The 21812-nt window shown below is 25.2% G+C and carries 17 protein-coding genes and 3 pseudogenes; 9 read left to right on the top strand and 11 right to left on the bottom strand.

Going from position 1 to position 21812, the window contains the following annotated elements; all coding sequences use genetic code 11:
* Positions 1-584: 584 nt before the first annotated feature.
* Together JG676_RS06505 and JG676_RS09235 are read right to left on the bottom strand one after the other, a co-directional pair.
* Positions 585-1076 (bottom strand): hypothetical protein, encoded by a 492-nt coding sequence (locus tag JG676_RS06505; RefSeq protein ID WP_200217697.1) that lies wholly within the window; start codon positions 1074-1076, stop codon positions 585-587.
* Positions 1077-1848: 772 nt separating this feature from the next.
* Positions 1849-1999: pseudogene (locus JG676_RS09235) on the bottom strand (bacteriocin); the annotation flags it as partial.
* Between the two features lie 132 nt (positions 2000-2131).
* Between JG676_RS09235 and JG676_RS06495 the strand changes: the two are divergent.
* Both JG676_RS06495 and JG676_RS06490 read left to right on the top strand, forming a co-directional pair.
* A pseudogene (locus tag JG676_RS06495) lies at positions 2132-2977 on the top strand (hypothetical protein).
* Positions 2962-3555, top strand: a pseudogene (locus tag JG676_RS06490) (C39 family peptidase). The pseudogenes JG676_RS06495 and JG676_RS06490 overlap by 16 nt, the downstream one beginning before the upstream one ends.
* Before the next feature lie 438 nt (positions 3556-3993).
* Here JG676_RS06490 and JG676_RS06485 read toward each other — a convergent pair.
* On the bottom strand, positions 3994-5313 hold the full coding sequence (locus JG676_RS06485) for an SH3 domain-containing C40 family peptidase (RefSeq protein ID WP_200217696.1): 1320 nt from the start codon (positions 5311-5313) through the stop codon (positions 3994-3996).
* 46 nt (positions 5314-5359) lie between these two features.
* Here JG676_RS06485 and JG676_RS06480 point away from each other — a divergent pair, with 46 nt between their 5' ends.
* Entirely contained in the window at positions 5360-6691 is a 1332-nt protein-coding gene (locus tag JG676_RS06480) for an ATP-dependent RecD-like DNA helicase (protein WP_200217695.1), read from the top strand.
* Positions 6688-7323: a hypothetical protein gene (locus JG676_RS06475; protein WP_200169128.1), complete on the top strand. Its 636-nt coding sequence runs from the start codon at positions 6688-6690 to the stop codon at positions 7321-7323. The genes JG676_RS06480 and JG676_RS06475 overlap by 4 nt, the downstream gene beginning before the upstream one ends.
* Here the strand turns inward: JG676_RS06475 and lolA are convergent.
* Positions 7320-7826, bottom strand: coding sequence for a LolA-like outer membrane lipoprotein chaperone (gene lolA / locus JG676_RS06470; protein WP_200217694.1), 507 nt, complete (start codon positions 7824-7826; stop codon positions 7320-7322). The genes JG676_RS06475 and lolA overlap by 4 nt on opposite strands.
* Positions 7827-7929: 103 nt before the next feature.
* On the opposite strand from lolA, the gene secA reads away from it, so the two are divergent.
* Together secA and JG676_RS06460 are read left to right on the top strand one after the other, a co-directional pair.
* Positions 7930-10512: a preprotein translocase subunit SecA gene (secA, locus tag JG676_RS06465; RefSeq protein WP_200217693.1), complete on the top strand. Its 2583-nt coding sequence runs from the start codon at positions 7930-7932 to the stop codon at positions 10510-10512.
* Complete coding sequence (locus JG676_RS06460; protein ID WP_200169125.1) at positions 10509-11708, top strand: ABC transporter permease; 1200 nt, start codon at positions 10509-10511, stop codon at positions 11706-11708. Before secA ends, JG676_RS06460 begins: the two co-directional genes overlap by 4 nt.
* Before the next feature lie 4 nt (positions 11709-11712).
* On the opposite strand, the gene JG676_RS06455 is transcribed toward JG676_RS06460, so the two are convergent.
* The 7 genes from JG676_RS06455 to rpiB are packed head-to-tail and all read right to left on the bottom strand — an operon-like array spanning position 11713 to position 19135.
* A complete protein-coding gene (locus JG676_RS06455) occupies positions 11713-14661 on the bottom strand; it encodes an MFS transporter (protein WP_246801803.1) in 2949 nt (982 codons plus the stop codon).
* Complete coding sequence (gene ychF / locus JG676_RS06450) at positions 14658-15767, bottom strand: redox-regulated ATPase YchF (RefSeq protein WP_200217691.1); 1110 nt, start codon at positions 15765-15767, stop codon at positions 14658-14660. The genes JG676_RS06455 and ychF overlap by 4 nt, the downstream gene beginning before the upstream one ends.
* Positions 15764-17215 (bottom strand): leucyl aminopeptidase, encoded by a 1452-nt coding sequence (locus tag JG676_RS06445; RefSeq protein ID WP_200217690.1) that lies wholly within the window; start codon positions 17213-17215, stop codon positions 15764-15766. Before JG676_RS06445 ends, ychF begins: the two co-directional genes overlap by 4 nt.
* Complete coding sequence (locus tag JG676_RS06440; protein WP_200169121.1) at positions 17215-17808, bottom strand: DedA family protein; 594 nt, start codon at positions 17806-17808, stop codon at positions 17215-17217. The genes JG676_RS06445 and JG676_RS06440 overlap by 1 nt, the downstream gene beginning before the upstream one ends.
* A gap of 11 nt (positions 17809-17819) precedes the next feature.
* A complete protein-coding gene (gene apt, locus JG676_RS06435; protein ID WP_200217689.1) occupies positions 17820-18368 on the bottom strand; it encodes an adenine phosphoribosyltransferase in 549 nt (182 codons plus the stop codon).
* Positions 18365-18697, bottom strand: a complete 333-nt coding sequence (locus JG676_RS06430) for a hypothetical protein (protein ID WP_200169119.1) — start codon at positions 18695-18697, stop codon at positions 18365-18367. The genes apt and JG676_RS06430 overlap by 4 nt, the downstream gene beginning before the upstream one ends.
* Positions 18698-19135: a ribose 5-phosphate isomerase B gene (gene rpiB, locus JG676_RS06425; protein WP_200217688.1), complete on the bottom strand. Its 438-nt coding sequence runs from the start codon at positions 19133-19135 to the stop codon at positions 18698-18700. It abuts the gene before it with no gap.
* A gap of 149 nt (positions 19136-19284) precedes the next feature.
* On the opposite strand from rpiB, the gene JG676_RS06420 reads away from it, so the two are divergent.
* From JG676_RS06420 to JG676_RS06410, 3 genes are all read left to right on the top strand, one after another.
* Entirely contained in the window at positions 19285-19836 is a 552-nt protein-coding gene (locus tag JG676_RS06420; RefSeq protein ID WP_200169117.1) for a CheB methylesterase domain-containing protein, read from the top strand.
* Between the two features lie 21 nt (positions 19837-19857).
* Positions 19858-20640, top strand: coding sequence for a CheR family methyltransferase (locus JG676_RS06415; protein ID WP_200217687.1), 783 nt, complete (start codon positions 19858-19860; stop codon positions 20638-20640).
* Positions 20641-20719: 79 nt separating this feature from the next.
* Positions 20720-21649 (top strand): ribose-phosphate pyrophosphokinase, encoded by a 930-nt coding sequence (locus tag JG676_RS06410; RefSeq protein WP_131186906.1) that lies wholly within the window; start codon positions 20720-20722, stop codon positions 21647-21649.
* Positions 21650-21812 lie beyond the last annotated feature (163 nt).

Genomic DNA, 21812 nt, shown 5'->3' with positions numbered 1-21812 from the left:
TTTACTCAGTTAAATTAGTGATAAAAATGTTAGCTTACAAATTACAACAAAACAGATAAAGTTTTAAATCAATCTTTTAATATTAAAAATTAAATATTTATTGGATTGGTAAGAGTTTTAAAGATAAGTATTAAAACAAAAGATATAGATGCTAAATCAAATATAAACTTACTTAAGATTAAAGCTTATAAAATAGATACAAAATAATAGACTTAGAATTATAGGAAGAATAATACTAAAATAAAATAAGATGAGAAAAAACAACGAGCTTTATATCACTGAATTAAGTTTTAAAAGAAATTCTTAATATTATAGCAAATCTATTTATGATGAAAGATACAGCAAAATGTGTATTATTTCTTATGAAAAAAAAGAAGAAAAACTTTTTATAATTACTAAAAGAAAAAGATAATAAGATGATAGAATTTAATGTTAAAACTTTAAGATATAAATGGTTTGGAGAAGTTAAAAGATAAAGCCGAAGAGGCTTTTTTGTTTAGATAAGACTAGAGTTAAATGCTAAAGAAGTTTAAAAATATAAAACGCTTTTTTTTGATTAAAAAGTAAAATTATTTCTAAATTATTTAAATATTATTTTTTAATATATCTTTCAATGGTGAAATAGAATTTTTAATAAAAAGATCTTCTTGCTTATTTTTTAAATTAGTTTTGAAATTTTCTAAATCTTTTCTTACAATATCCCAATAAATATTTACAAGAATAAAATTTGAAGATTCTTTTTCATTTTCTTCTTTTGGAAGATTTTTAACATTTTCATGAGTCTTTTGAATATCAAGTTCAAAATTTGATTTATCATATATGGAAAAGCTAGTAAATTTACCCTCTGTTCCATCATCGTTAAAATAAATGCTAATATCTATATCTTCTTTAAAATCATCAAGTGATTTTATGTCGGCATTTTTTATATTTGTGAGCAAATTTTTTCTTTCACTTGTGCTTAAATTTTTATCACTTACAAATGAAAATTTATATATTTGGCTATCATTATGTTCTAGAAAACCATAGCTTCCATACTTATTTTCATCCATTGTTTGCATAGAAAATTCTGCTCCCATACTAAGAGTTTTTCCATCGATAGTATGAAGATTTGCCTCGATATAAAGTTCATTATTATCATTTAAATCTATTTTTATATCACTTAATTTTGCTCTTGTCCCATAGATATTAGTTTGTTCTAATGGTGTTCTTAGAAAAGAAATAATAAGACTTTGCTGTTTGGAATCTAAGCTATTAAAATCAATTTTATTTCCATTTAAATCTTTTATATTATTAATATATTTAGTGATTTCATTGCTAACATAGTTGTTACTATTATCGCTATAGATATTTAAAAAATTATTTTTATCTATATTTTTATGATTTTCATCTTTTGAAAATTGATTAAATTTATTGTCTAAGATTTCTTGCCATTTAGAGCATCATTATAAATTCCACCACAATATTCTTTATCACGCTTGTAATCAATAACAGCACCAAATGGCGTGTTGCTAACTTGAAAACTACTTAGCATTGCTTTATTCTAATTTAATGAGAATTTATTAGAAATGTTCTATATTCATTTTGAATATAAGAATTGTTATTTTTAACTAATTGAGGCTTTAGTTGTCTTTTTGTATCATAAAGAACAAACATAGGATTATTGTTTTTGTCTTTAACTCCCAATATAACTATTCCATTTCCTTGATATCCCATTTTTTTTCTTACTGAATCTATTTCAGAGTTCGATTTAAGATTTCCATTTGCATCGGTTGTAATATATATTAAATCACTTGCAAGCCAGACTTTATATCCATATTTATCAAGTTTAGATATTCTATGATAGAATGCACCACCTACTATTTGTTTCATCTCATCTAAATTAAGAACCTTTATGCCTTGAGAGTTATCGTTTATTGCACCATTACTAACTTTAGCTAAAAAATCCCCCAGCAAAAGCAGAACTTACCAACAAAGAACCTAAAATCAATGAACTTGCCAATTTTTTAACATAATTTCTTCTTAATTTTTATTATATTTATTCTTTATTTACATAATATCATAAATTTAATATTAAAATCAAATTTTTCTTGTTTTATTAAAAAAATTTTTAAAAACATTTAGAAAGGTAACAATGAAAAAGATTTGTTTAGCGTTTATGGTTTTAGCTGGTTGTGTTTTTACTAGTGATGAGTTAAATATAGATAATTTATTTAAAAAACAAATAGGCTTAAGAAGTGTTACTAGTTTTTCACTACTTAGCACAGGAAATGTCAATTCTTATGCACTTTATCTTAAACAATAGGTGGAGACCCTACAATTTGGAATGATACAAAGCAAGTATTTTTAACTCAAACTTTTATTTATACTCTGACTCCTAAGCTTAATATACTTATTTCAAGGGGTGGAAGTTATGCAAGACAAGAATACGCAAACTTTTTTACAAATGAGTATTCTAGTAAAAACCGAATAGGTTTTGATAGTTTATGGCTAGGATTTATTTATACAGGCGATAGTATTGCAGATTTAATTCCACAAATTACCTTTCAAACTGCAATCATTCAAAGAGAAAAAGCTATCAATCAAACCAAAAACTTTTATCTAAAATCACAAAACCTATAAGCTAGTTTAAGGGGATATAGCGATCCTATTGTATATAGCATTTATACCGGTTTATAACCAATTAAGAAAATTTAAAACTCTTAAAATAGAGTATGGGAATAGTATTTATATGGGTGGGGATTTATCTATCATTCTAAGTCCTAAAATCACTTTAGATTTAGGAGCAGAGCAAAGATTTCAAACCGAGCAAAAAATCAATGGTTATCAAAATTCAAAAGTGCATTCTATTCCAACTTTAAGTTTAGGTTCTACTTATAGTATTAATTTGGATAACGCAGTTTTTGTTAATGCTAGTTTTAGGGGAAGCTCTTCTGCACCTGATGTAATTTTTGGTATCAATCTATGGAAAAAATTTTAAAAATATTATTAATATTTATTATTCTGCCTTTATTCTTAAAGGCAGAATTTATAGTCAAGTCTTATCAAGAAATTAAAAATGAAAGAGTCATAAGACAAACTTATGAAGAGTCTTGCGGGGCTTCATCTTTGGCAATTTTGCTTAATATACTTGATGTTCAAAAAAAGTTGAATGAATTTAAACTTTTAGAAGTTATGAGCAAACAAGAGCTTTATATAGATATGGTAAGTTTTGCGGATTTAAGTGATGTGGTTAAAAAACTAGGCTATGAAAGCAATTTATATTAAATTAATAGAGAAAGTTTAGATAAGCTTATAAATATTCCAATGCTTGCAAAAATTGAAGATGACCTGCTTTCCACATTTTGTGGTAATTATAAATCATAAAGGGATTATTTACAAGTGCTTAATCCAAGTTATGGAGAATATATAAGCTCTAAAAGTCAGTTTTTTAGCGTATGGGATAGATACAATAAAGGTAGCTACGCTTTAATAGTAGCACCTAAAAAAGAGATAAAAAATTAAACTTAATATACCAAAATCTTTAATTTTGACTTTAGACCTTTTAGTTTGTATTGATTTTATATTTAAAAGAAAGCGTTAAAATGATATATAAAGAATTAATTTTTAACTAAATTAATAATAGAATAGGATTTGCTTTTATATATAAACTTCTTCATATTCAAAATAACTTATAAAGGATAAATTTCTAAGTTTCATTTAAACTTTTAAATATTTTAAAAAAAGTTGGCTTATCTTTAATTTTTAGTTTAAATAAGTAATAGTAAATTTTTTATTTATGTTTAAGAACTCTTTTACTTAAATCATAAAAAAGTATAGGATTTATTAAGTTAATCTATTGTTTATTTTAATTTTTATTTGATTAAAAATATTTAAAGCTTTGATATTTGAATGCTTTTTTAGCTTTTAGAATTTTTAGATTTTCTAAATTTATTCTATATCATTTTTGCTTTTAATTTTATTTAGTTTTTTAAAATAATGATTGTATTTTCTTATCTAAAAAAGATTTTTTAGATAAGATTTTATGATATTTTTTTCATTTGAATTAAGATTCATAAAAGCAATTTTGCTTAGTTTTGAAATATATAAATTTTCATTTGGGATATTGGTTTGGTTTTTTCCTATTTGTAAAGAGGTAATGGCACTTTGAGAAATTAATAATCTAGTATTATTATAACCTTTTACTCCCCAAGCACTATGCAATACAATATGTGTATTATTTATTTTTCCTCCATAAAGCATAATGTGTCCAGGAAAATAAAGCAAACTAAGATAAGGTTTAGCAAAACGATCAAGAAAATCTTCTTTTTGTTTTTGATTTAACTTGCTAATGTCAAAATAATCAAAACTAGTAATTTGTGCATAAGAATTTCTAGGCATATAAATTCCAAAAGCAGAAAATAAATCTCTTGTAAATAAAGAACAATCGCGTTCAAAGTCATATCCTCCCCATCCATAAGGAAGATTTAGAACTTGAGAAATTTGATTTTTTAAATTTTCATCATTTAATTTTATAGGAAAAGTTGAAAAAAGAGTTTTTTTAGCTTTATATTTATAGGATCCAATTTTACCATAATAATAATTTTCATCTTTTTTATAGTAAGGATAAATAGCTCCAATACGTGTTTGAAATAGAAAATTTCCCTTTATATCAAAGATTGATACTTTTTCTTTAAGCGGAGTTATAAAATTTAAATTTTCATAGATTTTTGCTCTATGATCATTTATAAATTCAAAATGATTAGCTTTAATAAAGCCAAAACCATTTTCACTCATTATAAAAGCATAGCGTTTATCTTTACTGTAATGAGATACTAAGATGGCAGATCCTATGTTTAAAATAGCATTTTGTGCATAATCAAAAGGTAGGCCTTCTCCTTCTTCAAAAGGATTTTTTAAGATAGCTTTAGGGCTTGGTAAATTTCTGATTAAAGAATTTTGTATAACTAAGGCTTTTTTATTTATGGATCCTAAATTTTGGATATTTGAGTTTTTAATTTGTTCATCAAACCAAAGCTGGGAGATTTTTTGTTTATTAAAGAAATAAAATTGATTTTTTTGATTTTTATACATTTTAAAAGCCCAAAATAAATCTTCATTTTTTAACTTTTTAAAATTACTATGCCAAGGACGAAAAAAATGTTTTTTATAAGCATTATTAATAGAAAAATTTTCATCTAATTTAGGCAATATAGAAACATTTTGTTCAAATTTAAAATGTGCATACTGCGGAGTTTTGGTTTTAGGTGGCTGCTGTGTATTTAATGCGCATCCATTTATAAATAACAAAATAATAAATAAAAAATAATGATACATAAAAAAACCTTTATAAAAATAGTTATAATTATAATAAGGAAAAATAATGCTTGATAAACTAGAGAAAATTTTAGAAAAAAATAATGTTTTTTTAAGTGGTGGTGCTGGTGTTGGAAAATCGTTTTTGACAAATAAACTAAAAACACTTTATCAAAAACAAGGTAAAAATGTTGTTTCTTTAGGATCTACTGCTTTAAGTGCGTTTAATATCAATGGAATTACTTTACATAGTTTTTTTTGTTTCGGAAGAAGTATAAGCCAAAGCGAGCTTGCATTTTATGATAAAAAACAAAAAGAAAAAATTACAAAATTAAATAAAATTTTAAAAAAAATTGATTTAATTATTATTGATGAAATCTCAATGGTAAGTGCAAATGTTTTTGATATGATTGTTCTTAGGTTAAAAAATGCAAATTTTAATGGCAAGATTTTAATTGTTGGAGATTTTTTTCAATTACCTCCTGTAATAAAAGATAATAATCAAACATTATTTTCTAATTCTTTTTATGCTTTTAATTCTATATTTTGGAATGATTTAAATTTTAAATTTTTAAAGTTAAGTATATCCAAAAGAACAGATAATGAAGAATTTTATCATTATTTATCTTTTTTAAGAAAAGGAGAAGTTAATGATAGTATTTTTTCATATTTTGAAAAACTGCTAATAAAAGAAACAGAATTTGATGAAATATCTGATGATTTTACTTTATTATGTGGCATAAATAAAAAAGTTGATTTAATCAATTCTCAAAAATTAAGCAAACTTAAAAGTGAATTGATAATTTTTAAAGCACAAATTAAAAAAGAAGATCCAACTTTAGAAGATAAGGTTTTATATTCTTGGGTTAAAAGTTTAAATATTTTAGAAGAATTAAAATTAAAAATAGGTGCTAAAATAATATTTTGTTTAAATAATTGGGAAAAAAATTATTATAATGGGGAACAAGGCATTATAAAAGATATTTTTGAAAAAGATAAAGAAATTTATATTGAAATTTTAAAAAATAATGGCACAATTGTTTTATTAGAACCTTATACTTTTAATATGGAAGAATTAAGTCAAAATCAAAATGATTTAGAAGTTAATATTCGTGCAAGCATTAGACAATTTCCTATAAAACTTGCATACGCTATAACAATTCATAAGTCTCAAGGTATGAGTATAGAAAAATTAATTTGCGATATTAATAATATATTTGAAAATGGACAACTTTATGTAGCTCTTTCAAGAGCTATAAATCCAAATAGTTTAAAAATACTTTATTCTAGGATTGATAATTTTAGATCTTATTTTTATAATAGCTTAAAAATTGATACACAAGTTTTAAAATTTTATAAAAAAAATAATTTCTTAGATTTAGAAAAGGATGAAATATGAAAAAATATTTTTTTATTTTAATAATACCATTTTTATTATGTGCTGATACTTTAGAAATTACAGATTTAAAAACAGATCTTTATTCTAAGAGTAGTAATAATTTGCTTAAAAAAATTAATATTTCTTTAGAAATTAATGGAGAGAATTTAGAAAATAATAAAGCAAAAATTATTGATAGTATTAATAGTGTAATTTCGAGTTTTTTTTATGAAGATATTTTTACAGAACTTGGAAAAGGGACGTTTAAACAGACACTAGAAAAATTTATTTATAAAAAATATAAAATAAAAATTAATTCTATTTATATTTTATCTTTAAATAGTGTTGAAAAATTTGATATAGAAGAGTTAAAGCAGTTTTTAAAATCTCAAGAACAAGAAAAAGAAAATTCAGAGCAAATACCACATATTAAAGCTCCAGAAGTTCCTAAAGTCCCAAATGTTTCTTTAAATGATGATTTAAATTTATCTAAAATAGAAAATATAAAATTAGAAAATAATTTAACGCTAGATAATAATACATCTAATGTTTTGCCTCAGATATTTAAAGAAAATAATATTAGCAAAAAAGAAAATAATTCAAGTAGTGCTACTGGATTTGAGATAAAGCTTGATGAAAATCAAACTTTTTAAGAAACAATATCAAAATTTTTTGGAATTTTTGGTATAAATAAATTTTCATTAATACGAATATTTCTTTTTTGATTGAATAGTTTAATATTGACATTATTATCAAATTCGTCTTTATAAGAAATATTTTCCACTTGATTTTCTTTTAATTTTAAAACATAAGTAGTATTTTCATACTTAGCTTCATAAGTATTTTGATCAATCATTTTAGCATTTTTAAAAATTTCATTTAAATTTGGAATATTTTCAAGTTTTGAAATAATAACTTGCTCTAAATCATATTCTATAATAGTGATTTTATTATTATCTATGAAAATATCTTTATGTAAGGGATTTTGATAATTCCAAAGAGCTTTATTATGGGTTATAGTAAAATGACCTGTATAATTGATTTTTGTTTTTTTATTATCTATGCTTTGGATAAAATCACTTGAAAAATTTTCAAAACTTAGATCAAGAGCAAAAATTTTAATCATCATACTTAATAAAATAAACACGATTTTCATAAAATTCCTTAAAAAATAAATATTTTTTAAAGCATTCTAGCTAAGTTTAATTAAATAATAGTTATAATGATAGTTTAAAAGATTTTAATCAAAAGGCTAAATTATGTTTTTAAGCACCTTAAAAACTTTACTTGGAACAAAAAATGATCGTGAAATAAAAAAATATTTTAAACGCGTTGAAAAAATAAATTCTCTCGAAGAAAAATATCAGAAAATGCAAGATGAAGAATTAAAAAATATTTTTGCAAATTTAAAAGAACAAGTTTTAAATAATCAAGTAAGTTTAGATGAAATTTTAAATGATGTTTTTGCAATAGTAAGAGAGGTTGGTAAAAGAACTCTTAATATGCGTCATTTTGATGTTCAGCTAATTGGTGGTATGGTTTTACATGAGGGAAAAATTGCAGAAATGAAAACAGGTGAAGGTAAGACCTTGGTTGCTACATTACCTGTAGTTTTAAATGCTATGAGTGGTAAAGGTGTTCATGTAGTTACTGTAAATGATTATTTAGCAAAAAGAGATGCAGAACAAATGAGTGCTCTTTATAATTTTTTAAATTTAAGTGTTGGGGTTATTGTTTCAGAGCAAAATAGCGATATAGAAAGAAAAAAGGCTTATAGTTGCGATATTACTTATGGAACAAACAATGAATTTGGCTTTGATTATTTACGTGATAATATGAAATTCGAAGCAAAGGATAAAGTGCAAAGAGGATATAATTTTGTTATTGTTGATGAAGTAGATAGTATTTTAATTGATGAAGCAAGAACTCCTCTAATTATAAGTGGTCCTACAAATAGAACTTTGGATGGCTATATTAAAGCTAATGAAGTAGCTAAAAAAATGAAACGAGCCAAAGAAGTGGAGGCACCACAAAAACCAGAAGGCGATTTTTTAGTAGATGAAAAAAATAGAACTATACTTATTACAGAAGAGGGTATAGCAAAAGCTGAAAAGCTTTTTGGAGTTGAAAATTTATATAGTCTTGATAATGCAATCTTAGCTCATCAATTAGATCAAGCTTTAAAAGCTCATAATCTTTTTGAAAAAGACGTGCATTATGTATTACGCAATAATGAAGTTGTTATAGTAGATGAATTTACTGGAAGATTAAGCGAAGGAAGACGTTTTAGCGATGGGCTTCATCAGGCTTTAGAGGCAAAAGAAAATGTAAAAATTCAAGAAGAAAGTCAGACTTTAGCTGATATAACTTTCCAAAATTATTTTAGAATGTATAATAAACTTGCAGGTATGACTGGAACTGCACAAACTGAAGCAAGTGAATTTTCACAAATTTATAATTTAGAGGTAATTTCAATCCCTACAAATATTAAAATTCAAAGAATTGATAAAGATGATCTTATTTATAAAACTCAAGAAGAAAAATTTAAAGCTGTAATAGAAGAAATTAAAAAAGCAAATTCCAAAGGTCAGCCTGTTTTAGTTGGAACTGCAAGTATAGAAAGAAGTGAAGTTTTTCATAAAATGCTTGTTAAAGAAAAAATTCCGCACTATGTTTTAAATGCAAAAAATCACGAGCAAGAAGCTTTAATTATACAAGATGCAGGAAAAAAAGGAGCTGTAACTATAGCTACAAATATGGCAGGACGTGGAGTTGATATAAAAATTGATGATGAAATAAGGGCATTAGGGGGACTTTATATTATTGGAACAGAGCGTCACGAAAGCAGAAGGATAGATAATCAACTTCGCGGTCGCGCTGGACGTCAAGGCGATCCTGGTATGAGTCGTTTTTATTTAAGCCTTGAAGATAATCTTTTAAGAATTTTTGGTGGTGATCGTATAAAAGGCATTATGGATAAATTGGGTATTCAAGAAGGTGAAAGTATAGAATCAAGAATAGTTACTAAAGCCATTGAAAATGCACAAAAGAAAGTTGAAAATTTACATTTTGAAAGTAGAAAGCATTTATTAGAATACGATGATGTAGCCAATGAACAAAGAAAAACAATATATCGTTATCGCAATGAGCTTTTAGATGAGGATTATGATATTAAAAGTAAAATTTCTCAAAATATTCAAGAGTATGTTTCTAATATTATGAATGAATTTTCAACCTATGATGAAGATAAAAAATTTGAAAATTTAAAACAAAAAATTCTTTATGAGTGTTCAACTGAAATTGATGATAAAGAATTTAAAGATTTAGAAAATTTCCAAATTCAAGAGAAATTAGTTTTGATATTGCAAAATTCTTATAATCATAAAATGCAAGAATTATCACAAGAAGAAATAAGAAATATAGAAAGAATTATTTACCTTCAAGTTTTAGATAATGCTTGGCGTGAGCATTTATATCAAATGGATATTTTAAAAACAGGGATTGGGCTTAGAGGTTATAATCAAAAGGATCCTTTAGTAGAGTATAAAAAAGAAAGCTATAATCTTTTTTTAGAGCTTGTAGAACGTATTAAATTTGATAGTATAAAACTTCTTTTTAGTATAGTTTTAAATAAAAAAGATATTAAAAATTTAGAAGAAAAAGCTAATGAAGAAAATCAAAAAATTTTAGACAATGCAGTTGAATTTGGAGCAAGCGAGGATAATTTAGGTGAGATGGAATTTAGAAAAGTCCCAAGAAATTCTCCTTGTCCTTGTGGTAGTGGAAAAAAATTTAAAGAATGTCACGGAAAAAGTGGGCCAAAACAAGGAATATTTTCTTGAAAAAAGGAATTTTGAGATATTTACTTTTTAAATATCTTCGCTTTGATAAAGAGCAACCTTTTATCAATCTTTCTATGCTTTTAGCCTTTTTAGGTGTTAGTGTCGGTCTTTGTGTGCTTTTAGTAGCAATGGCTATAATGAATGGCTTTGATAAAGAGTTTGAAAAAAGATTTTTTGTAATGAATTATCCTATTACTATTATGCCTAAATTTTACTCTTTGATTGATGATAATTTAATTGATAAATTAAAAAAAGAATTTCCTCAACTTAAATTTAGCCCTTATATCAGTACTCAAGTAATTATTAAAACAGATAATTCTTTTGAAGGTGGAGTATTATTTGGGGTCAATTTTCAAGATGAAAAAGAGATTAATGAGATAGTTAAAAAAGCTCTAATAATTGATCAAATACAAAATTTCGATATTTTAGTAGGTTCTGCTTTAGTGCGTGAGTTTGGTTTAAAAAGAGGGGATAAGTTAGCTATTATTTTCTCAAATCTTGATGCGAGTGGATTTTCTTTAACTCCTAAAACAAAACGTTTTGACATTAAAGCACAATTTCATTCGGGGCTCTTATTTTATGATAAAGCTTATATGTATGCTGATGTAAATGCTTTAAGAAAAATTTTAAATAGAAAACAAGATTATGATGGTATTCATATTTATAGCACCAATGCCTTTGAAGATCTTAAAAAAATAAAACAATATTTAGGAGATGATTATATAAGCGTTGGTTGGTGGGAGCAAAATCAAAACTTTTTTTCGGCACTAGCTTTAGAAAAAAGAGCTTTATTTATAGTTTTAATGCTTATTATTCTTGTTGCAAGTTTAAATATAGTAAGTTCTTTACTTATGATAGTGATGAATCGTCGTAGTGAAATTGCTCTTTTATTAGCCTTAGGAGCTAGTAGGGCAGAGATTAAAAAAAGTTTTTTTTCTTTGGGTATGCTAATTGGTGGAAGCGGTATGATATGTGGTGTTATTTTAGCTTTTATTATTTTATGGCTTTTGGGAAATTTTGATATTATTTCTCTTCCTGCAGATGTTTATGGAACAACAAAACTACCTCTTGATTTATCAATGATTGATTTTTTCTTGACTATATGTGGAGCTTTAATCATTGTTGCTTTATCTTCTTACTATCCAGCAAAAAAAGCAACGGAAGTTAATGTTTTAGATACTTTAAGAAATGAATAATTCTTTATAATATATATAAAGAATTATTTTCATCAATATATCCTATTTTTTTCGTGTTATACCAGCGTATCCCATCTATTTCTTTAATCGCTTCATCGGTTAGTTTTTTATTGTTTAAATATCCAACCATAACTTGATGTCCACCTAATAATATAGTTCCATCTGTATTGATTTTTATAGCTATACCATCTAGAATTTGACCCAAGTTATTTTGATTTGAATTTGTATTAATACTTATTATAGGTGAAAGTTCATTTAATCCAAATGTAGAAAAAATTCTTTTTTTAAATTTTGACTCAAATTCTTCTTTAATATTTTGATCGATTTTGCCACCACTTAAAATAATTCTTGTATTTATAAATGTGTTTTCATTTAAAGTTTGAATGTAATTTTTAAAGGCATTTGTTTCTTCGCATATTATTGTAATTTGATTTGCAATTTTATTTTTAAAATTTGTATTAATAATAGCTTTAACTCCAGTTAAAATAGGAAGGAAAGTCATAATAAAGCCAAAAAAACTATAAGTAGGCAATGAAGATGATATCATATCATCATTTCTTAAATTAAATCGATCTGATATTTGCATAATAGTGCTTAGAATATTGCGATTGTTAAACATAATACCTTGATTATTTTCGTAATTTATATTTGTAATGGCAAGATTATTTTTTGAAGGCGAAAATATAAGTTTTAAAAGACTTTTTGGAAAAACACTTATTAAAAGCGTATATAAAAATATTTTATTTTGTTGATCTTTTATAGTTTTTAAAATATCTTCCATAAAAATTAAATGAATATTTTTATCATTGAAATTTAAATTAAGACTTTCAAAAAAAACTTTTGATGTATAAATTTGTTTGATATTTGAATTTTGAATAATGGAATAAATATTTTTATCATTATAATTTAAATTTATAATAACTTTTTGTGATAATAAAATACTAAGATTGCAAAGCAGATTTTCAAATGAATTTGGAAGTAAAATTCCTATACATTCTTCTTTTGGCGCATAACTTCCTCTTGAAAAATGTATATTTAGTGTTTTAGAGTTTTTTTTGATTATTTTGCTTAATATAAAAGTTAAAGCTAAAAGCTTTCGATAAGTAAATGATATATTATTTAAAGGATCAATAAATGCAATACGAGAAAGATTTTTTTTAGCACAATCAATCCAAGTTCTTGTTATAGTATGCGTAGCTTCGCATCGCATTTGCCAAGTTTTAAATGATAGTTTTAATATACATTCTTGAATTTCTTTTTGACAAAGAGAATTTATTTCTTTGCCAAAGGCAATGCAAATATATTTTTGATTTATAGATCTATTTTTTAAAGAAAATTCTTCATTATTTTTATCAAAAGAACTATCCCATATACTTTTGATATGAAAAGGTATAATTTTTATTTGCTGATCTAAAATAATATTTTGCAAATTATAGTTTGTTTTATCTGTGAAAATACAAACTATTGCACCTTTGTTAAGTAGTTTAAGGCTTTCTTCTAGATTTTTAGACATAAAGTTAAATTTTTTAATAAAAAGTTTAATATACCAAGGAGAAAAAAGATTATTATCCATAATAAAATGAATTTTTCTAGGAATAACCATTTGTATAATAGCCCAATCAAGAAAACTATTATGATTTCCTATCAATAAAATCCCTTTTTGATTTGATAGATTTTCAAATCCATTGATTAAAAATTTATAATGGTGAAAAAAAGAAAAACTAATTAAAAATCTTACCAATAAAAAAGGAAGTTTTTTAAATATGTATAAAGACATAATAAAAGCAATAATTGTAAGAATATAAAAAATATAGTTTAAATTAAATTTAATAAATACAAGTAAAAAGATAGTCAGAATACAACTTAAAATAATAGTACTTTGTAAAAAATTATTTACAAGAATAACTTTTTGTATTTTTTTTACTTGAGAGTGCAGTTGTATCAGGGTAAAAAAAGGAATGATTACAAAAGATCCGCAAAACCCAAATAAAAAAAAGATTATAAAATGATTTAATATATAAGGCAATAATAGAGTTAAAATGCAAGAACCAAAAAGAGCAAAAGGAATAAATCCAAATTCAAGATAAGATATTGAAAATCTTTTAAAAACAAAAGAACCAAAGATAAATCCTATGGTTAAAAATATAAAATTTAAATAAAGATAAAATAAACTATCCTCAAGTAAAATATCTCTAACGTATATAGGAAATAATATTATATAAGATTCTAGCAATAATAAAAATATGGAAATTCCTAAAATAGAAGGAAAAAGAATTGGTTCTTTAATTATTGATTTTAAATTTTTTATAAAAATTTTTTTCTTTAAATAGCGCTTTAATGAATATGCAATCTTTTTTTCTTGTAAAATTGAAAGTTTATAGCTTAAAGCTAAATTTATTAAAGATAAAATAATAAAAGAAATACCAATGAAATTTATAAAATTAAAAATATTATTTTTGTTTAAATAAAAATAAGATATTCCAAAAGCAATTAAAATTGCCAAAGCACTACCAATGCCAATTAATAAATTAATTTTTAATACAAATTGTTTTTGAATTATTTTCAATATATAAGCATAAAAAATAGGAAAATAAAAAGAATTAAATAAAGCTAATAGAAAATTTAAAAATAAAATCAGCCAAAAAATATGATTATAATAAGATATGCAAATAATTAAAGACAATAAAAACAACAAAAAAACCAATAATTTCATAATATGTTTTTTAAAATAAAAAATATTAAAAAATTCAATTATAGGATAAAATAAAACAAAGGGTAGAAAAAATAAAATATCATTTAATGTAATGAAAAAAAATTGTAAATCTTTTTCATAGGTATTATAAATGATATTTTCGGTTATTGTTTTATGGGTTGCATAAATAAAAACATTTATAAATATTGACAATAAAAGAATATAAACTTGACTAATTTTTTTTAGGAAAAAATCTCTCATTTACTTACATTAAACCTAAAATGCATAACATCTCCGTCATTAACTAAATAATCTTTTCCTTCTAAACGCAATTTTCCTGCTTCTTTAGCTTTAGCTTCCCCTCCATAATGAATGAAATCTTCATAAGAAATTACTTCAGCTTTAATAAAACCTTTTTCAAAATCATTATGAATAACGCTTGCAGCTTTTGGAGCTTTCCAGCCCTTTTTAATAGTCCAAGAGCGCACTTCTACTACTCCAGCAGTAAAATAGTTAATAAAGCCAAGCTTATGGAAACTTGTGCGGATAATTTGATCAAGTCCGCTTTCTTTAATTCCTAAAGAATTTAAAAATTCATAACTTTCTTCTGTGCTAAGAGTGCTTAATTCTTCTTCTATTTTAGCACAAAGTTTAATCACTTCTTGATTTTGTTTTTTTGCATATTCTTTTAGAGTTTTTACATAATGATTATCTTCATTAAGAGTATTTTCATCAACATTTGCTCCATAAATTACTTCTTTAGCAGAGAGTAATCTTAATTCTTTAATAAGATTTTGATAAATTTCACTATCTTGTTTTTCGAAAGTTTTTGCCATCAAGCCTTTATTAAGATGATCAAGTAAATGTGAAGCTAATTCTAATGCTTCTTTAGCTCCTTTTTGATTGGCTTTTACCTCTTTAGAAAGTTTTTCTATTTTTTTATTTAATTGTTCAATATCAGCTAAGATAAGCTCTGTATTGATAATTTCAATATCTCTTATAGGATCTACACTTCCTTCAACGTGGGTGATATTTTCCTCTTCAAAGCAACGCACTATATGTAAAATAACCTCAGTTTCTCTAATGTTAGAAAGAAATTTATTACCAAGACCCTCTCCTTTACTTGCTCCTTTAACAAGTCCAGCTATATCTACAAATTCAATTAAAGATCTTATAATTTTTTGTGGATTAACAATTTTGGCTAATTGATCAAGACGTGAGTCAGGAACTTCAACCAATGCTTTGTTTGGTTCTATAGTGCAAAAAGGATAATTAGCACTTTGTGCATTTTGTGTTTTAGTTAAAGCATTAAAAGTTGTTGATTTTCCTACATTAGGAAGTCCTACTATTCCTACAGAAAGACTCATTTATTTTTCCTTAAAAGATGAATTAAGAAATTTACACACATTCTAACTCCAGCTCCACTTGCTCCAAAATTCATATAGCCCCAATTTTTTTCTATATAAGCAGGACCTGCAATATCTAAGTGCAACCATTTATCTTTGTATTCTTTGCGTATAAATTTATCTAAGAAAAGTCCAGCAGTAATTGCTCCCCCATAACGACTCGATGAAACATTGCAAACATCTGCTATATTTGATTTAATAAGTTCTTTAAGATAGGGATTAAAATGTAATATAGTTGTATATTCTCCACTTTTTTTACTTGATATATAAAATTCATTTTGTAAATCTTCGTTATTTCCCATAATAGCACTTGTATATTCTCCAAGTCCTACGACACAAGCTCCTGTTAAAGTAGCTAAGTCTATAAGTAAATCAGGTTTTAAATCTTGTGCAAAAGAAAGACAATCAGCCAGCACCAATCTCCCTTCTGCATCAGTATTTCTTACTTCTATACTAACACCTTCTCTTGAGATTAATATATCATCAGGCTTGTAAGAATTTCCACCTATCATATTTTCTGTAGCACCGATGATACAATGAACTTCAAATTCCAATTCAAGCTCAGCTATTGCTTTTATAATTCCCATAGCAGCAGCAGCACCGCTTTTATCTGCTTTCATAGTAACCATATAATCCGAAGGTTTTAAGCTAAGTCCGCCGCTATCATAAGTTAAACCTTTGCCCACAAATACAATACGTTTTTTTGCATTTTTATGCTTATAGCTAAGGTGAATAAGACGTGGAGGATGGATAGATGAGCGATTAACTGCTAAAAAAGCATTCATTTTTTCTTTGGCTAAAAATTTTTCATCATAAATTTTACACGTTATATTTTTATTTGATTTTGCTAAATTTTTAGCATCTTCTGCCATTTGAAGTGGGGTATAAAATTCTGGAAATTCATTAACAATATTTTTTGTGAAATTTGTAGCATTAGCTAAAATATCACCTCTTGTAATTCCTATTTTTGCTTCATTTTGGTTAAATTTTTTACCATTAATATCATTTTTAGCTATAATGATTTTTTTAATATTTGATTGATTTTTTTCACTTTTATATTTATCAAATTTATATGTAGCAAAAATAATTCCCTCAACCAAAGAAGCAAAGCTTCTAACAACACATTCTCCTATTATAGAAGGGGTTTTTATAGTTTTAATATTTAATTTTTCAAGACATTTATAGGCCTCATAAAAACTTTTTCTTATATCTTCATAATTAAGGCTTTTAAGTTCTATAAACAATTTTTTATTATGTAAATCAATACATAATCCTTCTCCCTTATAATTGTTAAGATCAAAGAAATTTTTATATTCTTTTAAATTCTTTATATTTTTATTTTGTATAAAAATAAGTTCAAAATCAGCTGCAATCTCTTCAATATTTTTTGAGCTAAGTTCAAATTTCATCATTTCTTCCTTTTTTCTTTTAATAAAGATTTTTCCATTTGCTTAAAACCAAATAATAAAAGCAATAAAAATAATATAATAATCAAAGCAGCATAATACCAATGCTCTTCTGCCCAGCTAACTGCCTTCCAAATGGCTTCTCCAAAATACCAAGCTAAAAGTATAGTAATGCTTGCCCAAACCCAAGCGCTAAAGAGATTAATAATAGCAAATTTTTTAGCACTATATCTTGTAATGCCAATACTCATAGGTATAATTGTTCTAAAGCCATACATATAGCGTTGAATAAAAATAATAGGCCAACCAAATTTTTGTAAAAGCAAATGAGCTACTGCGAATTTACGCCTTTGCGTTCTAAGTTTTTTTTGTATATATTTTTTATTATATCTTCCAATATAAAAATAAACTTGATCTCCAGCAAAGCCTCCAAGACCTGCTATAAAAATGACTAAACCTAAATTAACATGACCTTGATGAGCAAAAATTCCCGCTAAAATTAAAGCAAGTTCCCCTTCTAACATACACCATACAAAGATGATAATATAGGCAAGATCTTTATAATTATAAAGTAAATTTTTTAAAAAATCTTCCATAATAGGCCTTTCTAAATTTGTAAAATACTATAAACTGAAGTAATACTAGAGAGTTTTTCAGCCCCTTTTAAATCTTTTAATTCAAGTAAAAAGCAAGATTCTACACATTGCCCTCCAGCTTTTTGTATTAGCTCACAAGAAGCTATAGCAGTTCCTCCAGTTGCTATTAAATCATCAACAAGAAGTACTTTAGCATTTGGAATTCCTTTAAATGCATCTTGATGAATTTCTAAAGTATCGCTTCCATATTCTAATTCATATTCGCAAGAAAATGTTTTGTAAGGAAGTTTTTTAGGTTTTCTTATAGGAACAAAAGGAATATCAAGTCTTGCACAAAGCATAGCAGCAAAAATAAATCCACGACTTTCTGCCCCAGCAATAAAATCAAGAGTTATATTTTTATAGCGTTCTTGTAAATGATTTAACAAAAAAGACAAGGCTTTTTTATCATTAAGTAGGGTTGTAATATCTCTAAATTGAATTCCTTTTTTAGGAAAATCTGCAATGGTTCTAATTGTATTAAGTAAATATTTTTGTTCTTCTGTGTTTAATGTTTTCATAATAATGCCTCTATTTTTGCTTCTAATTCTTTAATTCTTTGTCTTAATTTATCATTCTCTAATCGATATTGAGAATTTCTAGTTCTAAGTGAAGTTAAATCAGCTTTAATTTTATTAAGCTCTTCTGTTAAAATATCTATATTTCCTAGACTCCTTTGAAGTTGAACTTGAAGTTTTCTTATGATGATTTCTGTATCATCAAGATTACGTTTAATAAACTCTTTAGAGTGTTTTTCTTTATGAAGTAGTGTTTTATAATAAAACAACATAACAATTAAATAAATACTGATACAAATAAGCAAAGTTAATATAAGCCAATCTAAAAACATTTATAATCCTATTTCAATTTTTTGAATTCTATTAATATGTCTTCCCTGATCAAAAGGTGTTTGGATAAAATTTTGAATAATATCAATCGCCAAATCAATCCCAATAAGTCTTCCACCTAAAGCTAAAACATTTGCATTATTGTGTTTTCTAGCTAGTTTTGCGCTAAGACTTTCATTGCATAAAGCACAGCGAATGTTTTTATGTCTATTTGCAGCAATTGAAATGCCAATCCCTGATCCACAAATTAAAATTCCAAAACTTTTATCATCAATTTTACTAGCGAGCAAATGAGCAAAATCAGGATAATCACAGCTTGAAGTATCATGCGTTCCTAAATCGATAAAAGTAATATTTTGGTTTTGAAAAAAAATACAAATTTGTTCTTTAAGTTTAAAACCAGCGTGATCACTGGCAATATAAATTTGTTCTTTAAGCATATTAAAAAACCCAATCTAACTAAAATTAAGATTTATTTTATCATAATAAAGTATAAAAATAATTAATTTAAAATATAAAATATGCTAAATATTTTTGTGATACAATAATATTCCAAAATATCTTTATAAATATCAAGGGAAATTAGTTAATGAAGTTTATACTCATAGGATCTTCTACAGGTGGACCTAATCAGCTTAAATATTTACTAAAAGATGTAAATATTAAAAATACTTGTATTATTATAGCTCAGCATATGAGTCAAAGTTTTATTCCTTCTTTTGTAAATCAGTTTAACAAAGAAGCTTTAAGCGAAGTATGTATTATAAATGATAAAGAAATGCTGTCAAATAAAATTTATATTTGCCAAAAAAATACTATTTTAACAGGTTCTTTAAATCCAGTTGCAATATGGCAAGATGAGATTTTGTCAGATTTTAAACCAAGTGTTGATTTACTTTTTAATTCTGCAATTGAACTTAGTAAAACAAATAAAATACTAGCTATTATTTTAACAGGTATGGGAAATGATGGGGCAAAATCTTTGCTTAAGCTCTATAAAGCCGGAGTAAAGTGTTTATGTGAAAATGAAGCAGATTCTGTAGTTTATGGAATGCCCAAAAGAGCTAAAGATTTAAATCCTGACTTAAAGCCTATGAGTTTGAAAGAAATTAAAAAAGAGATTTTAGATTTTATTGAATAAGAATAATATTAAGGAGTATCTATGGAAACAAAGAGTCTTAATGAATTTGAATTTAATGAATTTGTAAAAATAATCAACGAAATAAGCGGTATAGATTTAACTGATAAAAAAAATACCTTATCTTTAAAATTATCTAAATTTTTATTAGAACATGGATTTGATAATTTTCAAAATTTTTTGCTCAAATTAAAAGTTAATCAGAAATTAAAACAAGAAACTTTAGATTTTGTTACCATAGGTGAAACATATTTTTTAAGAGAACTTGAGCAACTAAAAGAAGCAATTTATTATATTAAAAGTTTGGAAAAAAGTGTAAGGGTTTTAAGCGCTCCTTGCTCAACGGGAGAAGAAGTATATTCTTTAGCTATTTTAGCTAGTCAAAATTACGTTAAAGATATAGATATTTTAGGAATTGATATAAATTCTAATGTTATAGAAAAAGCAAAATTAGGAAAATATCAAGGAAGGACATTGCAAAGACTTAGCGAGATTGAAAAAAATAAATTTTTTACAAGAGAAGGTGAAATATATACTATCAATAAAAGCGAACTTTGTCCTTGTAAATTTGAGCTTTGTAATGTTTTTGAAGATAAATTTTTAAGACTTGGAAAATTTGATATTATTGTATCGAGAAATATGATGATTTATTTTAATTATGATTCTAAGTTAAAACTTATGGAGCATTTTTATAAAATTTTAAATAATAAAGGAAGATTATATATTGGAAATGCCGATTTAGCTCCTGATATAGAATTGTTTAAAAAAGTTTTTTCTTCTAAAGGTGTATATTACGAAAAAATATAAATCATTTGAAGATCTTTATTTTACAGCATTTTTTAATATTTATTTTAATAGAATGCCGTTTTAACTTTTAAGGATATTTATGCGTGGTTATAAAATTTTTTCAGGTTCAGCTAATATTAATTTCGCAAAAGAAATTTCAAAATATCTTTCTTTACCTTTAAGTGATGCAGGTATTAAGCGTTTTAGTGATGGTGAAATTAGTGTTCAAATTGATGAAAGTGTTCGTGGAAAAGATGTTTTTATTATACAAAGTACTTGCGTTCCAACAAATGATAATTTAATGGAGCTTTTGATTTTAACAGATGCTTTAAGAAGATCAAGCGCTAATTCTATTACTGCAATTGTTCCTTATTTTGGATATGCAAGACAAGATAGAAAAGCTAATCCTAGGGTTCCAATTACAGCCAAATTAGTTGCTAATTTAATTCAAACTTCAGGAATTGATCGTGTTGCAACTATTGATTTGCATGCAGGTCAAATTCAAGGTTTTTTTGATATTCCAGTTGATAATCTTTATGGAAGTATAGTTTTTAATGACTATATAAAAAATAAACATTTTAAAAATGCAATCATTGCAAGTCCTGATATAGGAGGGATTGCAAGAGCGCGAAGTGTTGCAAAACATTTAGGTCTTGATATTGTTATCGTTGATAAAAGAAGAGAAAGAGCTAATGAAAGCGAAGTTATGAATATCATAGGCGATGTTAAAGATAAAGAAGTGATTTTGGTTGATGATATTATAGATACTGCAGGAACTATAGTAAAAGCTGCTGAGGTTTTAAAAGATAGAGGGGCAAGATCGGTTATGGCTTGTTGTACTCATCCTGTATTAAGTGGAGCAGCATATGAAAGAATTCAAAATAGTGCGCTAGATGAACTTGTTGTTACAGATACAATTCCTCTTAAAAAAGAACTCCCTAACATTAAAGTATTAAGTGTAGCTCCAATTTTTGCAGAAGTTATACGCCGTGTTTATCATAATGAAAGTGTTAATTCTTTATTTATCTAAAAATTAATAAAAATATATAAAGATTAAAAAATAAATATTTATTCCATTTTGACATAAAATGGAATAAATATTGCTTGTATTATTTTATATTTAGATTGAAGGCAGAAAAATCTAAATAAAGGATTTAATATGAGCATCTTTAGTATAAATGATAATTCAAGTT

Source organism: Campylobacter sp. 2018MI34, assembly GCF_016598975.1.
In the GTDB taxonomy this organism is placed as follows: Bacteria; Campylobacterota; Campylobacteria; order Campylobacterales; family Campylobacteraceae; genus Campylobacter_D.
The sequence above is the reverse complement of the archived record's forward strand: the minus strand, read 5'-3'. Positions and strand labels throughout refer to the sequence as shown.

Coding starts and splice junctions, on each gene's coding strand:
- JG676_RS06415 (WP_200217687.1), top strand. CDS start 19,858: ATGGAAACAAAGAGTCTTAATGAATTTGAATTTAATGAATTTGTAAAA.
- rpiB (WP_200217688.1), bottom strand. CDS start 19,135: ATGCTTAAAGAACAAATTTATATTGCCAGTGATCACGCTGGTTTTAAA.
- apt (WP_200217689.1), bottom strand. CDS start 18,368: ATGAAAACATTAAACACAGAAGAACAAAAATATTTACTTAATACAATT.
- JG676_RS06475 (WP_200169128.1), top strand. CDS start 6,688: ATGAAAAAATATTTTTTTATTTTAATAATACCATTTTTATTATGTGCT.
- JG676_RS06485 (WP_200217696.1), bottom strand. CDS start 5,313: ATGTATCATTATTTTTTATTTATTATTTTGTTATTTATAAATGGATGC.
- JG676_RS06480 (WP_200217695.1), top strand. CDS start 5,360: ATGCTTGATAAACTAGAGAAAATTTTAGAAAAAAATAATGTTTTTTTA.
- JG676_RS06440 (WP_200169121.1), bottom strand. CDS start 17,808: ATGGAAGATTTTTTAAAAAATTTACTTTATAATTATAAAGATCTTGCC.
- JG676_RS06420 (WP_200169117.1), top strand. CDS start 19,285: ATGAAGTTTATACTCATAGGATCTTCTACAGGTGGACCTAATCAGCTT.
- JG676_RS06505 (WP_200217697.1), bottom strand. CDS start 1,076: ATGGGAGCAGAATTTTCTATGCAAACAATGGATGAAAATAAGTATGGA.
- JG676_RS06445 (WP_200217690.1), bottom strand. CDS start 17,215: ATGAAATTTGAACTTAGCTCAAAAAATATTGAAGAGATTGCAGCTGAT.
- secA (WP_200217693.1), top strand. CDS start 7,930: ATGTTTTTAAGCACCTTAAAAACTTTACTTGGAACAAAAAATGATCGT.
- JG676_RS06455 (WP_246801803.1), bottom strand. CDS start 14,661: ATGAGAGATTTTTTCCTAAAAAAAATTAGTCAAGTTTATATTCTTTTA.
- ychF (WP_200217691.1), bottom strand. CDS start 15,767: ATGAGTCTTTCTGTAGGAATAGTAGGACTTCCTAATGTAGGAAAATCA.
- lolA (WP_200217694.1), bottom strand. CDS start 7,826: ATGAAAATCGTGTTTATTTTATTAAGTATGATGATTAAAATTTTTGCT.
- JG676_RS06410 (WP_131186906.1), top strand. CDS start 20,720: ATGCGTGGTTATAAAATTTTTTCAGGTTCAGCTAATATTAATTTCGCA.
- JG676_RS06430 (WP_200169119.1), bottom strand. CDS start 18,697: ATGTTTTTAGATTGGCTTATATTAACTTTGCTTATTTGTATCAGTATT.